Here is a 13,677-nt window from a genome sequence, read left to right as displayed (position 1 = left end):
TTGGTCAACGGGTACCCCGACGTCGGGTCGAGGTCAGAAGTCGACGCCCTTGGCGGCGACTGGGTCCAACATGAAGAGCTCAGGCCGTCCGGCCATGTAGTCGCGAATCGCCCGTCCGAAGACCTTCATTCCCTCGGAGCCGCCGTGGGATTCGAGCGAGGCCTGATCGCTGTACAGCTCGTAGAACCACACGACGTCGTCGTCGTTCTGGTCTTTGTGCGCGGCATAGACCTCGGTGCCGGGCTCTCCGGCGACATTGCTCATGCCGATGTCTGCGATCACAGCGAGCAGCTCGTCGCGCTTGCATGGCTGTGCGGTCAGCTTGGCCAGCAGTGCGGTCTTGGACATATCAGTGCTCCCTGCAATCCGGTTGCGTCAACGACAGCCTGCGAGCGTACCGGTGAGGGCTTCGCAGCGGGGCCAATGACGAGTCCTCGTGAGGTGACCCCGGCCGCACGCGCCCTTCAGAACAAGTCGGCGAGTTCGACAGGTTGGGCTGCCGAGGTGAACGCCCCTTCAGCTGCATCTCGGCGTGCCAGGGCGAAGCCCACTACTGCATCGTCGAGCGCTGCTGCGCTCAGCACCGTGGCGACTGCGGTGCCGGCGCCATCGTGCAGTTCGTCGCCGGGCGCCAGCGGCACACCCGCCCGGAGCCGGCAGACGCTGCGACGCCCGCCCGTTCGTGAGTCGATCCGTTCCACCAGTTCCTGGCCGCGATAGCAGCCCTTGGTGAACGACGCCGCCCGCTCGACAAGTCCGGTCTCGTTCGGAATGTCACCCGGTTGGATCTCCGAGCCCATCGCAGGCAGGCCGTACGCCATGCGCAGCGCCTCGAACTCATCCGTCGGAATCTGCTGCGCACTGCCGGTTTGGGAAACGACGCCGCTGGGACTCACCAGCATGTCGTAGCCACTGGCGTGGGGCCACAGCGTCGGGCGCACCACGTGCTCGGGCGCATCGGCGGGACCGGTTGCCGCTGCCCGGGTCGTCGGTTCCGAGGCCGCTTGAGGGCCGCGCACTGCGTGCATCGTCCACTGCTGCGGGGAGAACTCGGCCTTCGTGCGCAGCTTGAAGCGGGCCAGCGACGTGGTCATTTCCTCGCCGAAGCCAGGTTCGGCGTCGGCGACGAACGTGTCTGGGCCGGTACGGCTGATGACAAAAAGTGCTTCGATGCGACCGCGCGGCTCCAGCAGGAAGGACAAGGCGCTCTCACCCGGTTCCAGCGCCGCAACATCGGCGGAGATCTGGCCCTGGAGGTACAGCTCGGCCTCGGGACCGTTGACGATGACGACATCGCGCGGGACAGTCGCGACGACCAGCCGGTCCAGACCAGTTCTCGAGCTCATCCGCTTCTCCACCCGGGTACCAGCCGTTCGACTGCATTTCGAACCAGCGCCAGCCCGACCCCATCGTCGAGCGACATGATCGACTCCGGGTGAAACTGCACGGCTGCGACCGGCAGTTCGCGGTGCTCGACTGCCATGACGATGTCGTCGTCGAGGCTGACTGCGGTCACTTCCAATTCCTCGGGCACCTCGCTGCGACGGGCGAACAGCGAGTGATAGCGGCCCGCCCGAAATTCCTTCGGCAGCCCGTCGAGCAACTGCCCGCCGAGCGCGCGAATGGCAGAAGTCTTGCCGTGCATCGGCGTGGTCAGCTGGCCCAATGAGCCGCCGAAGTACTCCACGATGCCCTGCAGGCCCAAGCAGACGCCGAAGAGCGGCAAGCCGGCATCAATCGTTGCGCGAACCACCGGACCGATGCCGAAGTCGTCGGGGCGGCCAGGGCCAGGCGACAGCACCACGAGTTCGAACTCGTCGGGGTCGATTTCATCGATCGGGAACCCGGCTCGGCGCGTCACCACCGTGGCGCCGGTCTGGCGCAGGTAGTTCGCCAGCGTGTGGACGAACGAGTCCAAGTGATCGACCAGCAGGATGCGCCTTCGGCTGGGCCCCGAAACGACCGCGCCCGAGTCGGGCGCAGACCGCGGTCGCCGGATCGCGTCCAGAAAGGCCGACGCTTTCAGCTCGGTCTCAGATTCCTCTTCCTCGGGGACGGAGTCCCACAGCAGCGTGGCACCCACCCGAACCTCCGCGTGACCGTCAGCCACCCGAATGGTGCGCAGCGTGAGACCGGTGTTGAGGCTGCCGTCGAAGCCCACCTTCCCGACAGCGCCTCCGTACCAAGCCCGGGCCGTGCGCTCATGCTGCTCAAGAAACATCATTGCTGCGGTCTTCGGAGCGCCGGTCACCGTTACCGCCCACGTGTGGGAGAGAAATGCATCCAGCGCGTCGAACCCCGGCCGCAGTCGGCCTTCGACGTGATCGACGGTGTGAATGAGACGCGAATACATCTCGATCTGGCGGCGGCCGATGACCTTCACCGAGCCCGGCACGCAGATGCGGCTCTTGTCGTTGCGGTCCACGTCGGTGCACATCGTCAGCTCCGACTCGTCTTTCGACGAGTTGAGCAGCGCCAGGATCTGTGATGCGTCGTCGATGGGGTCTTGGCCCCGAGCGATGGTGCCCGAGATCGGGCAGGTCTCGACCCGTTCGCCCTCGACGCGGACATACATCTCCGGAGACGCACCGACCAGCCATTCGCCTGACGTTCCCACCTGTCCCAGATTGATGAGGAACCCGTAGGGCGCAGGGTTCTGCTCCTTGAGCCGGCGGAAAAGCTCGGAGGGAGGCTCGATGCTGGGCTCGCAGAACATCTGGCTCGTGACGACTTCGAACAGGTCGCCACGGGCGAAGTAGTCGCGGGCCGCTCGAACACCAGCCGCATAGCCGCCCGGTTCGTGATCTCCGCGAGCCTCCATCTCGAAGTCCGGTTCGTAGGGGACGCGAGTGCCGCCGCCCGCCAACCCGGCGGTGCTGCGACCGTCAACTGCGAAGTCATACCGCAAGCGCTGCGCGATGCCGCCCTCGTGATCGACGATCAGCAAGTCGTCGGGGAGGTAGAGCACGAGGTCGCGCTGGTTTGATGGACGCGGCAATGTCAGCGAGATCGGCTCGAACTGGAAAGCGAGGTCGTACCCGAACGCCCCGTACAGCCCAAGGTGGGGATCGTCGCAGGAGAACAGGTCGACGAGCGCGCGCACCACCGTGAACGTTGACGGCTGGCGGCTGCGCTCTTCTTCTTCGAAGCGCCTGTCGGGGCGCTCGATGCGGCAGGCCACACCCCCGAAGCCGTCGCCGTCACCCAGCTCGAGATCGACGATGCCCGCGGCGCTGCCAAGGCCCGCCAACATCTCGTGGACGGGTGCCAGCAGCACGGTGCCCCGCTCGTTCAGTGCGCTCACCGAGACGTCCTGGGCCCGGCTGGTGATGGCCAGCGGCGGGTCAGTGAAGCCCATGTCCCAGCGGGTGTAGCGACCCGGGTACTCATAGCTCGACGACAGCAGCACGCCCCGGGCCTCGTCGAGCCGGTCGACGAGGTGCTCGATCTCGGCGTCGCCGTCGACGGTGGCGGCCTCCAGCGCGACCGTGATGCCGCCGCCGGTGCGAAGCTGCGTCTGAGCGGTGGTCATCGGCGCTGCATTACGAGAACAAAGTCACCGATGCGTCACAGGTACAGGCCGGTGCTGCCGGGCTCGATGCGAGGTGCAGCGATGGCGTGCACGTCGCGCTCGCGCAGGATCAGGAAATCGTCGCCGTGCACCTCGACTTCGTGGCGATCCTCAGGATTGAACAGCACCTGATCGCCTTCTTGGGCGGTTCGCACGTTCGCTCCTGCGCCGATGACTTCGCCCCACACGAGGCGCTTGTTCTGCTGCGCCGTTGCCGGAATCAGGATCCCGCCGCTCGTGCGCCGTTCGGAGCCGTCGTTGGGAAGTCGCACGAGAAGACGGTCGTGCAGCATCTTGATCGGCCGACGCTCGTCGTCATCGGGATCGGGCGCCGAGGCCGGCTTGGCCTTGCGACCGCCGGGCTTCGAACTCTTCGAGGGACGGGCGGGTTTCGTCGCTGCAGCCGTTCCGTGCTCGTTGCGTGTCTCCGGAGCGCTCACCGCCCGCACGGTACCGTTCACCGGCGTGAATGACGCAGAGAATTCGGGCAGGGCAAGCACGCCCGGCCCCCCGTTTGCGGTCGAGGCCTTCGCTGTTGCGCCAACCGCCTCAGACGGCGTCGTGCTCGAAGCCGAAGCTGCCTGGCCCGAGGGGGCCACGGCGGCAGTCGTGCTCTCGCACCCGCACCCGCTCTACGGCGGCGACATGTGGAATCCCCTCGTCGATCACCTTTTCAGGGCTCTGCCCGCGAGCGGCATCGCAACGCTTCGCTACAACTTCCGGGGCACCGGCAGTTCGGGCGGCAGCCACGACGACGGGAAGGCAGAGCAGCTCGACGCTGCCGCGGCGTTCGACGCCGCCGTCGGCCTCGCACAGGAACGGTCGAGCACAGCTGCTGCGGCGCCGGTGGTCTCAGCAGGCTGGTCGTTTGGCGGCGATGTTTCCCTGGCGACCACACACGACGGTCTGTCGGCGTGGATCGGCATTGCCGCTCCCCTGCGGATCGTCGACCCGGCGTCGATGGGCGCGGCGGCTGATCCGCGACCCAAACTGCTTCTGGTGCCTCAGCACGACCAGTTCCGCTCCCCCGCCGAAGCGGCCGAGATCACCGAGAGCTGGACCAACACCCAGCGAGCGGTGATCTCGGGCGGCGATCATTTCCTGATGGGCCACGCCCGAGCGGTCGGCGAGATGATCGGCGAGTTTGTCGGCGGCTTATAAGAGGCTGAGCCGATAGGCGAAGCCGTGGCCCGAGCGGCCCGTGAGCGACAGCGAACAAGAGCGGGAAACGACTGGTGCGACAACGAAAGGGTTCACCTATTGGCGCTTCCTCTGAGCACGGCTGACCTCACACAATTCGAGACGTGCGGTCTCCCCAGTACTCGTCTCGCAGGATGCGTTTGTAGAGCTTGCCGGTGGGATGGCGGGGCAGCTCGTCGCGGAAATCGACCGAGCGGGGCACCTTGTAGTTCGCAAGATGCTCACGGCAGTACCCCAGCAGCTCAGTTGCCAGGGCGTCGTCGGACGCCAGGCCGTCGATCGGCTGCACGACGGCCTTGACCTCTTCGCCGAAGTCTTCGTTGGGCACCCCGAACACCGCCGCGTCGGCCACCTTGGGATGCAGCACCAAGCAGTCCTCGATCTCTTGGGGGTAGATGTTCACCCCGCCGGAGATGATCATGAACGCCTTGCGATCGGTCAGGTACAGGTAGCCGTCTTCGTCGATGCGCCCGACATCGCCGAGCGTCGACCACAGCTCATGGGCGTCGTGACGGGAATCGGCGGTCTTGTCGGGGTCGTTGTGGTATTCGAACGCCGGGACCTCGCGCTCGAAGTAGATCGTGCCCGCCTCGCCGACTGGCAGCTCGTTGCCCTCGTCGTCGCAGATGTGGATGACGCCGATCAGCGGCTTGCCGACCGTTCCGGGGCGCTGGAGCCACTCGTCGGAGTTCACGTAGCAGAAGCCGTTCAGTTCGGTGCCGGCGTAGTACTCGTGCAGGATCGGGCCCCACCAGTCGATCATCTGTTGCTTCACCTCGACGGGGCACGGTGCCGCCGCATGCACGGCGACCTGGTGGCTGGACAGGTCGTGACGGGTGCGCTCGGTTTCGGGCAGCTTGAGCATCCGGCTGAACATCGTCGGCACCCACTGGCTATGGGTGATGCGGTAGCGCTCGATGTACGACAGCGCTTCGGCCGCGTCGAAGCGGTCCATGACCACCGCGGTACCGCCCATCGACTGAGTGCCGGTGGTGAACGACAGCGGCGCGGAGTGGTACAGCGGGGCCGGCGAGAGATACATGCTGCCCTCGCCAATGCCGAAGATGCCGCCCACGAGTCCGACGCCTACAAGATCGGGGTCGGTGATCGACGTTCCGTCCAGGGGCCGCTTGATGCCCTTCGGGCGGCCCGTCGTGCCAGAGCTGTAGAGCATGGCCGACCCGCGTGGCTGCTCGGCGAGCGGCTCTGCGGGGTGGGCTGCGATGGCGTCTTCGAACGCATCGAACCCTTCGGCCGCCTCGTCCAGCATGAGCCGCACGTCGCAATCGCCGATGAGCGGCAACATCTCGGTCGCTGGCTCAACCACGGCAGGCGACGCCACCAGCACGCGCGCACCGCAGTCGTTCACAACGTAGGCAGCTTCTTCGGCCGTGAGGTACCGGTTGACCGTGGTGAAGTACAGGCCGCTGCGCATCGCAGCCCAATAGGCGTCGAAGTATCCGATGTTGTTGTCGGCGAAGATCGCCACGTGGTCGCCGGGACGCAGGCCCGCAGCCCACATGAGCTGCGAGAACTGGCAGCTGCGAGCCTCGAGCTCGCCGAAGGTGCGGACCTGCCCGTCGCGGGCCATGATCACCGCTGGTCGGTCGGGATCGTTCGTGGAATACGCGCCGGGGTAGCTCATGGCGGGGAAGCTAGCGGGCACCTGCCGGTACGGCTGAAGCCGGGGCCGGCCGTGAGGGCAGGGCCGTTCGTCAGGCCGAGGGCGGTCGCACGGCGACGCCTGCGTCCATCAGCACTCGCTTGGCGTCGGCAATCGTGTGCTCGCCGAAATGGAAGATCGAGGCTGCGAGCACCGCGTCGGCACGGGCGATGACGGCTCCGTCGACCAGGTGCTGGAGCGTGCCAACACCGCCGCTCGCGATCACAGGAATGCCGACTGCGTCGGCGACCGCCCGGGTGAGCTCAAGGTCGAAGCCTGCCGTGGTGCCATCGGCATCCATTGAGGTCAGCAGGATCTCACCCGCGCCCAACTCGGTCACTTGGCGCACCCACTCCAGAGCGTCGATTCCGGTGTCCTCGCGGCCGCCCTTGACATACACGTTCCACGTCGGTGAGCCGCCGGGGCCATCGCCATTCGACTTCGCGTCGACGGACACGACGACGCATTGACTGCCGAACTCGTCAGCGATCTCGCGCACCAGCTCAGGTCGCACGACGACCGCTGAGTTCACCGACACCTTGTCGGCCCCGGCCCGCAGCAGCGCCCGCGCATCGTCGACAGTGCGGATCCCCCCGCCGATCGTGAACGGGATGAAGACCTCTTCGGCGGTGTGACGGGCAAGCTCGATGATCGTGTCGCGGCCGTGCGCAGAGGCGGTGATGTCGAGGAAGACGATCTCGTCTGCGCCCTGACGGTCGTAGGCAGCCGCCAGCTCGACGGGATCACCAGCGTCGCGAAATCCCACGAAATTGACGCCTTTGACGACTCGCCCGTCGTCCACGTCCAGGCACGGGATGACACGCACTGTCTTCATGCGATTGCCCTCATGCGATCGCCTTCATGCGACTGTCTTCATGCGATTGTCTTCATCGACGCACCTGTGTCATCGGTCGGCGGGGAGATTCGGTTCGTCGATCACGGCGCTGCCGCGGGCCACCACCACAGCGGCGCCGGGCGAGACCACGCCGTCATGGAGCGCTTTGCCCACAATGGCCCCGGCGAGCGTGTGCCCGTGAGGCGAGCGCAGATCTCGCAGGTCGGCAATGTCAGCGAGGCAGCCGACCCCGCCGCTGGCGATCACCGACATCGCCGGGGGCCGCTGAAGCGAGTCCAGCACGTCGCGCAACCCGGTCAAGTCGCTCCCGCCGCCCATCCCGTCGCGGGCGATCTGCGTCACGATCACTGCTTCTGCGCCGCTGCCGGCCAGCCGGGCGAGGGCAACGTCCAGGCTCACCCCGCTCTGGTGCTCCCAGCCGCGGGTGGCCACCTCGGTTCCCCGCACATCGAGACCGACCGCGACGCAATGGCCGGCTGACGTCAGCTCGCTGATGAGGTCCGGGTTCTCGATCGCAGCAGTGCCCACCACAGCGCGGTCGACGCCTGCGTCAAAGAGCGCCTCGGCGCTGTCGCGCGAACGCACGCCGCCGCCGCACTGCACACGGACGCCGGCATCGCCGACGGCGGCGACAACTGACTGGATCACTCTTTGGTTGCTGCGCTCGGCAGTGCCGGAGCGTGCGGCATCGAGGTCGACCATGTGGATCCAGCGAGCACCTGCTTCTGCGAACTCATGCGCGACTTCGACCGGATTGGCGTCATAGCGAACTTCGCGGTCGTAGTCGCCCTGCAGCAGGCGCACACATCGCCCGCCGCGCAGGTCAATGGCGGGATACAGATCGAAGCTCACCGGCGGCATTGGTCGGCCCTCACTGCGGCCAGGAAATTCTGCGCCAGCCGTTTGCCGGTGTCACCGGATTTCTCAGGATGAAATTGCGTGGCCCACACTTGGTCGCGCTCGGTGACTGCTGTGATGGGTGTGGGGTAATCGCACGTCGCCACCACGAAGCGTTCTTCGGTGTCGGGCGCGTAGCTGTGGACGAAATACATCCAGGCGCCCCCGGTCAATCCGGCCAGCAACGGACAGTCGGGCTGCCGCACGTCGAGCCGGTTCCACTGCATCTGTGGCCGAACCACCCCGTCCGGCAGGAGTCTCACCGTGCCAGGCATCACGCCGAGCCCCGTCACGCCCGGTGCCTCCTCGGAGGCCTCGAACAGCATCTGCATGCCGACGCAGATTCCCAGGAACGGCCGCCCGCTGTCGATGGCCGCAAGCGCTGGCTGCTCCAAGCCGGTGGCGCGGAGCTGCCTCATGCAGGTGCCGAAGTGGCCGACGCCGGGCAGCACTACTCCATCGGCGTCAGCGATGAGGCCGGCATCGGCAGTGAGTCGGGCATCGGCGCCCACCCGTTCGAGCCCCTTCTGGGCCGACCGCAGGTTGCCGATGCCGTAATCGAGAACTGCAACCAGCGGACGTTGAGCGACGCCGCTCACCGGCAGCCCGTCACTGTGCGCTCCTCACAGGACGCCTTTCGTCGAAGGCAGCACATCGTCCGCGACGCGAATTGCGTCGTAGAAGGCCCGAGCGGCACCCTTGAAGCTGGCCTCGATGATGTGGTGGGTGTTGCGCCCCCGCAGCATCACCAGGTGCAGCGTGATGCCCGCCGACATCACCAGCCCGCGCCAGAACTCCTCGCAGAGCTGCGGGTCGAATGGCGGATCGCCCAGGATCTTCTCGCCGGGCGGCTCGATGTCGTAGTGCAGGAACGGTCGGCCTGACAGGTCGAGCACCACCTCGACCGCAGCCTCGTCGAGCGGCACGACATAAGAGGCGAAACGGCGCACGCCGGCTTTGTCACCCCAGGCTTGCCGCATCGCCTCGCCGAGGGCGATGCCGGTGTCCTCGACCGTGTGGTGCGCATCGATTTCCAGATCGCCGACCGTGCGCAGCTGCAGGTCGAAACGGGCGTGCTTGGCGAGCTGGGCAACCATGTGGTCGAAGAACGGCAGGCCCGTCGAGATGTCGTTCTGGCCGCTGCCGTCGAGATCCAGCGCTATATCGATCTGCGTCTCTGCGGTGTTGCGCTGCACGGTTCCAACGCGGGAGGCGGCAGGAGTGGCAGTCATAGGAATCTCACTGGGTCGCTTGAGGCTGTGCTGAGGGAGGCTGGCTCGATCAGCGGCGGTCGCATCAGCCTGCGGCCTGCGGAGCTGTTTCGCACCTTGCCGACTGGCCGGGTCACGAGATCGCTTCCGACAGGGCGTCGAGAAATCGGTCGTTCTCGCCCGGCGTTCCCACGGTGACCCGCAGGCAGTCGGCCAGCCGGGGCCAGCCCGAGCAGTTTCGCACCAGCACCGAGCGGTCGACGAGTGCCTGCCACACGTCATCGCCGCTGCAGCCGTTGGGGGTGGTGCGGAACAGGATGAAGTTGGACTGCGAGGGCCAGACCTCGAGTCCCATCTGAGTCAACGACGCCATGATCCTCTGTCGTTCCGAGACGATCGCCGTCACTCGCGATTCCGTCTGGTCGGCAAATCGCAGCGCCACCCGGCCCGCGATCTGCTTGAACGTGTCGACGTGGTACGGCAGCACCACCTTCTCGAATTCGGCGGCCATGCCGGAGGGCACGACGGCGTAGCCGAGCCGTGCTCCGGCCATCGCCCACGTCTTCGAATACGTCCGCGTGACCACGAGATTCGCCGGCCCGCCGGCGTCGTCGCACAGGTCGATGGCGCTCCAGTCGGCGAACTGCCCGTAGGCCTCGTCGACTACCACGAGGCCGGGCGCGATCTCGAGCGCTCGTTCGAGCACATCGAGCTGCTCGGGAGTGCCGGTGGGGTTGTTGGGCGAGCACAGGCACACGATCGACGGCTGGTGCCGTTCGATGAGTCGTTCCAGCTCGTAGACGCTGACGCTGCCGTCGGCATGGCGTTCGCCCTCGACGACAGTGCACTGGGTGCTGCGTGCAATCTGGCCGTACATCGCATAGGTGGGCTCGAACGTGGCGACGCTGCGGCCAGCGCCGCCGTACGTCAGGCACAGCGTCTGCAGCACTTCGTTGGAGCCGTTGGCCACGAAGATCCGGCCTGGTTCGGTGCCGTGCAGCTTGGCCAGATCGGTTCGCAGCTTGCTGGCCGTGCGGTCGGGATAGCGATGCCACTCGACATGCGCGAGTTCGGCAGCGAGAGCTTCGGTGAACTCCGGCGGCGGCCCGACCGGTGCCTCATTGGTGTTGAGGCGCACTTCCACGTCGATCTGCGGCGAGTGGTAACCGTCGAGCAAGCGCAGGTCGTCGCGCACATCAGGCTTGCGCGGGTTGCTCGACCTTCGCACGGCGGCACCTGTTGCTTCCCGCTCTTGTTCGCTTCGCTCACGGGCCGCTCGGGCCCCGGCTTCGCCTTGCGGCTCAGCCTCTGGGGGCTTCATGGCCTGACTCCGTTGGCAGCCCACTCCTTGCGGCGCGACACCGAGGCGGCGTGCGCCCACAGACCCTCGGCCTCGGCCAACTCGGCCACCGCTGGCGCCAGCTCATCGAAGCCAGCTTCGGTGACGTCGACGACGTGCATGCGCTTGGTGAAGTCGTCTGCCGTGAGGGCGCCGGCGAAGCGGGCAGTGCCGGCAGTGGGGAGCACATGGGACGGCCCCGCGACGTAATCGCCGACCGATGCCGGCGCCCATGGACCGACGAACACCGCTCCGGCGTGGCGGACGTTGCCCACCAGTTCTTCAGCACCGTCGCACATGATCTGAAGGTGCTCGGGAGCGACGAAGTTGGCGACCTCGACAGCCTGCGCCGGTCCGCCCACGAGACACACAAACCCATCGGATTCCAGCGTGGCCAGCGTCTCCTCGCGCCGGGGCGAGAACTCTACAACCTGCGAGATTGCGTCGCACACGGCACCGGCGTAGTGCTCGTCCCAGGCGACAAGCCAGGCTCGCCCGCCGGGACCGTGCTCGGCCTGCAGCACCACGTCGGTGGCAGCCGCTGCGGGCGGGCAGGTTGCATCGGCAATCACGACTATCTCTGACGGACCGGCAAACGCAGACGCAACGCCGACATCGCCGCTCACGAGCTGCTTGGCGGTGGCGACCCAGGCGTTCCCCGGCCCAGCCACGACATCGACCGGGCGGATCGATTCGGTTCCGTATGCAAGCGCGGCAACGGCCTGCACGCCGCCCACACGGTGAACCTCGGTGACACCACACAGGTGCGCCGCCGCCATCACCGCAGCAGCGAGGCTGCCATCGGGCCCAGGCGGTGAGCACAGCACGATGTCGTCGACCCCCGAGGCACGGGCAACGAGCACCGTCATCAGCACTGTGGAGGGATAGGCAGCCAGGCCGCCGGGCACGTAGATGCCTGCTCGGTCCACCGGTTGGCTGATCGAGCGGATCGTGACGCCGTCGCGCTCGTAGGTGTGGCCTGCGCTCGCCTCGCCCTCGTGGAACTCCAAGATCCGTCGGTGAGCAGTCTCCATCGCCGAACGCAACGCCGAAGGCAGTTCGACCCATGCGGCCTCCAGCTCGCTCACCGGAACCAGCGGCTCGGCCACGTCGACGCGGTCGAAGCGAGCTGTGAGATTTCGAACGGCAGCATCACCGCCATCTCGGACCTCATCGATGAGCTGGCGGACAGCGTCGTGAGACACCAAGCCACCGGCTTGCGGGCGCGGCAACAGATCGACGAGCCGACCATTTAGGCCCCGCAGGTCCAGCCGCTTCAGCACCGCGCTGAGGGTACCTGCGGCCTCTCGGGCCATTGCTGCGATTATTGGGGTGATCCGCGTCGGGCAATGCGAGAGCACCGTGCCCTGGACATCGCCCGGGGCCGCCGCCACAGCGGTTGAGGGTGATGTCGGGTTCATGCCGATCTGCTTGGCGGCCGCCTTTCTGGGTTCATCCATCGGTCCTGTCCCAAACCATCCATCGGTTCTGTCCCAAACCATCCATTGAAAACGTCCCAAAACGTCCATTGAAAACGTCCCAAAACGTCCATCGCCGCCTACGCTGGACTCCATGGCGCCCAGCGAAGCGAACGCTGCCAGCTATGTGCCCCGGGTGATCGACGCCGACATCGAGCGCTTCCTGCGCCTCGTGCCCACGGTCGTGGTCGACGGCCCGCGCGGCTGCGGAAAGACCACCAGCGCGCGGCAGTTCTGCGCCAGCGAGGTCGCCCTCGACGAGATGCCCAATGCCCATCGTGCCGCGCAGGTCGATCCCCGCTCGATTCTGGACGGCGACACGCCCCGGCTTATCGACGAGTGGCAGCTCGCTGCGGGCATCTGGAACGCTGTCAGACGAGCAAGCGACGACCGCCGCTCGACCGGCCAGTTCATCCTCACCGGCTCGGCCCTCCCCGCCGACGACATCACCCGCCACTCGGGGGCGGGACGCATCGGGCGGGTGCGCATGCGCCCGATGTCGCTGTACGAGCAAGGCGTCTCGGATGGCTCGGTCTCGCTCGGTGCCCTCATGGGCGGCGACGCACCGAACGCCGTGGCGCCCGCCCATCCGCTCGACGACGTCGCCGAGTGGACCTGCAGGGGCGGATTCCCCCAGACGCTGGGCCTGTCCACCCAAGACGCCCAGCAGTTCCTGGGGCTGTACCTCGAGGAGATCAACCGAGCCGACATCGAACGCGTCGACGGCATCTCACGAGACCCCGCCCGCGTCAACAGGCTTATGCAGTCCCTGGCGCGCAACGTCTCCACCCGGGCCACGCTGCGCACGCTGGCCCGCGACACCGGCGGCGCGCATCTCGATCCCAAGACCGTCACCAGCTACCTGTCTGCGCTTGAGCGCGTGTTCATCGTCGAGGATGCTCCCGCGTGGTCGCCACGCCTCAGATCACGGACAACGCTGCGTGCAGCCCCTGTCCGACAACTCGCCGACCCCGCACTCGCGTGCGCGCTGCTGAGGACCGATCCCGAACGCCTGCTCGGCGACCTCGAAACGCTGGGCTTGCTGTTCGAATCCCTCGTGGTGCGCGACCTGCGCGTCTACTCAGGCCCCGTGCGGGCATGGGTTGGCCACTACCGCGACGAGACCGGCCTGGAAACCGACGCCGTCGTCGAAGCGAGCGACGGCACTTGGGCAGCCTTCGAAGTCAAGCTCGGAGGCGACGAGGCCGTCGACCGCGCCGCAGCCTCGCTGCTCAAGCTCGCCCAGCGCGTCGACCCTGCCGTCCGCAGCCGCAACCGCGCACTCGCAGTCGTGACCGCCACCGGCGGATACGCCTACCAACGCCCCGACGGCGTCTCGGTCGTCCCCATCACCGCCCTCGGCCCCTGACAGCGAATACACCACAATCTCCAGCAAGAAACTGAATCGCCCCGGGTTGGGACTGTCAAAATATGACAGTCCCAGGCCCCGACGCCGCGACCC

Annotated in this window: 13 protein-coding genes; 2 read left to right on the top strand and 11 right to left on the bottom strand. The window is 67.0% G+C overall.

Annotated elements, in window-relative coordinates:
* Window positions 1-33: 33 nt before the first annotated feature.
* The 4 genes from ACOGJB_RS19165 to ACOGJB_RS19150 form a co-directional block, all read right to left on the bottom strand.
* Window positions 34-348: a putative quinol monooxygenase gene (locus ACOGJB_RS19165; RefSeq protein ID WP_419838671.1), complete on the bottom strand. Its 315-nt coding sequence runs from the start codon at window positions 346-348 to the stop codon at window positions 34-36.
* A 116-nt stretch (window positions 349-464) separates the two neighbouring features.
* Entirely contained in the window at window positions 465-1,346 is an 882-nt protein-coding gene (locus ACOGJB_RS19160; RefSeq protein WP_419838670.1) for a YgfZ/GcvT domain-containing protein, read from the bottom strand.
* Entirely contained in the window at window positions 1,343-3,532 is a 2,190-nt protein-coding gene (locus ACOGJB_RS19155; protein ID WP_419838669.1) for an anthranilate synthase component I, read from the bottom strand. Before ACOGJB_RS19155 ends, ACOGJB_RS19160 begins: the two co-directional genes overlap by 4 nt.
* Window positions 3,533-3,567: 35 nt before the next feature.
* A complete protein-coding gene (locus tag ACOGJB_RS19150) occupies window positions 3,568-3,864 on the bottom strand; it encodes a GroES family chaperonin (protein WP_419840774.1) in 297 nt (98 codons plus the stop codon).
* A gap of 172 nt (window positions 3,865-4,036) precedes the next feature.
* Between ACOGJB_RS19150 and ACOGJB_RS19145 the strand changes: the two genes are divergently transcribed.
* Window positions 4,037-4,732, top strand: a complete 696-nt coding sequence (locus ACOGJB_RS19145) for an alpha/beta hydrolase (protein ID WP_419838668.1) — start codon at window positions 4,037-4,039, stop codon at window positions 4,730-4,732.
* A gap of 127 nt (window positions 4,733-4,859) precedes the next feature.
* Here ACOGJB_RS19145 and ACOGJB_RS19140 read toward each other — a convergent pair whose 3' ends face one another.
* From ACOGJB_RS19140 to hisD, 7 genes are all read right to left on the bottom strand, one after another.
* Window positions 4,860-6,416 (bottom strand): acyl-CoA synthetase, encoded by a 1,557-nt coding sequence (locus ACOGJB_RS19140; protein WP_419838667.1) that lies wholly within the window; start codon window positions 6,414-6,416, stop codon window positions 4,860-4,862.
* 70 nt (window positions 6,417-6,486) lie between these two features.
* The gene (gene hisF, locus ACOGJB_RS19135; RefSeq protein WP_419838666.1) at window positions 6,487-7,269 is read right to left on the bottom strand and encodes an imidazole glycerol phosphate synthase subunit HisF; all 783 of its coding nucleotides are present in this window, start codon (window positions 7,267-7,269) and stop codon (window positions 6,487-6,489) included.
* A 69-nt stretch (window positions 7,270-7,338) separates the two neighbouring features.
* Window positions 7,339-8,142: a HisA/HisF-related TIM barrel protein gene (locus ACOGJB_RS19130; RefSeq protein WP_419838665.1), complete on the bottom strand. Its 804-nt coding sequence runs from the start codon at window positions 8,140-8,142 to the stop codon at window positions 7,339-7,341.
* Window positions 8,139-8,786 (bottom strand): imidazole glycerol phosphate synthase subunit HisH, encoded by a 648-nt coding sequence (hisH, locus tag ACOGJB_RS19125; protein WP_419838664.1) that lies wholly within the window; start codon window positions 8,784-8,786, stop codon window positions 8,139-8,141. The genes ACOGJB_RS19130 and hisH overlap by 4 nt, the downstream gene beginning before the upstream one ends.
* A 24-nt stretch (window positions 8,787-8,810) precedes the next feature.
* The gene (hisB, locus tag ACOGJB_RS19120) at window positions 8,811-9,419 is read right to left on the bottom strand and encodes an imidazoleglycerol-phosphate dehydratase HisB (RefSeq protein ID WP_419838663.1); all 609 of its coding nucleotides are present in this window, start codon (window positions 9,417-9,419) and stop codon (window positions 8,811-8,813) included.
* A 112-nt stretch (window positions 9,420-9,531) separates the two neighbouring features.
* Window positions 9,532-10,719: a histidinol-phosphate transaminase gene (gene hisC / locus ACOGJB_RS19115; RefSeq protein WP_419838662.1), complete on the bottom strand. Its 1,188-nt coding sequence runs from the start codon at window positions 10,717-10,719 to the stop codon at window positions 9,532-9,534.
* The gene (hisD, locus tag ACOGJB_RS19110; RefSeq protein WP_419838661.1) at window positions 10,716-12,197 is read right to left on the bottom strand and encodes a histidinol dehydrogenase; all 1,482 of its coding nucleotides are present in this window, start codon (window positions 12,195-12,197) and stop codon (window positions 10,716-10,718) included. Before hisD ends, hisC begins: the two co-directional genes overlap by 4 nt.
* 112 nt (window positions 12,198-12,309) lie before the next feature.
* Here hisD and ACOGJB_RS19105 point away from each other — a divergent pair, with 112 nt between their 5' ends.
* A complete protein-coding gene (locus ACOGJB_RS19105) occupies window positions 12,310-13,584 on the top strand; it encodes an ATP-binding protein (RefSeq protein ID WP_419838660.1) in 1,275 nt (424 codons plus the stop codon).
* Window positions 13,585-13,677: the final 93 nt, after the last annotated feature.

Origin of the sequence: Candidatus Poriferisodalis sp., assembly GCF_965208895.1 — a bacterium.
Lineage (GTDB): Bacteria > Actinomycetota > Acidimicrobiia > Acidimicrobiales > Poriferisodalaceae > Poriferisodalis.
The sequence above is the reverse complement of the archived record's forward strand: the minus strand, read 5'-3'. Positions and strand labels throughout refer to the sequence as shown.

Excerpts from the sequence above, each read along its gene's own strand:
- ACOGJB_RS19165 (WP_419838671.1), bottom strand. The coding sequence starts at position 348 with ATGTCCAAGACCGCACTGCTGGCCAAGCTGACCGCACAGCCATGCAAG.
- ACOGJB_RS19160 (WP_419838670.1), bottom strand. The coding sequence starts at position 1,346 with ATGAGCTCGAGAACTGGTCTGGACCGGCTGGTCGTCGCGACTGTCCCG.
- ACOGJB_RS19155 (WP_419838669.1), bottom strand. The coding sequence starts at position 3,532 with ATGACCACCGCTCAGACGCAGCTTCGCACCGGCGGCGGCATCACGGTC.
- ACOGJB_RS19150 (WP_419840774.1), bottom strand. The coding sequence starts at position 3,864 with ATGCTGCACGACCGTCTTCTCGTGCGACTTCCCAACGACGGCTCCGAA.
- ACOGJB_RS19140 (WP_419838667.1), bottom strand. The coding sequence starts at position 6,416 with ATGAGCTACCCCGGCGCGTATTCCACGAACGATCCCGACCGACCAGCG.
- hisF (WP_419838666.1), bottom strand. The coding sequence starts at position 7,269 with ATGAAGACAGTGCGTGTCATCCCGTGCCTGGACGTGGACGACGGGCGA.
- hisB (WP_419838663.1), bottom strand. The coding sequence starts at position 9,419 with ATGACTGCCACTCCTGCCGCCTCCCGCGTTGGAACCGTGCAGCGCAAC.
- hisC (WP_419838662.1), bottom strand. The coding sequence starts at position 10,719 with ATGAAGCCCCCAGAGGCTGAGCCGCAAGGCGAAGCCGGGGCCCGAGCG.
- hisD (WP_419838661.1), bottom strand. The coding sequence starts at position 12,197 with ATGGATGAACCCAGAAAGGCGGCCGCCAAGCAGATCGGCATGAACCCG.
- ACOGJB_RS19105 (WP_419838660.1), top strand. The coding sequence starts at position 12,310 with ATGGCGCCCAGCGAAGCGAACGCTGCCAGCTATGTGCCCCGGGTGATC.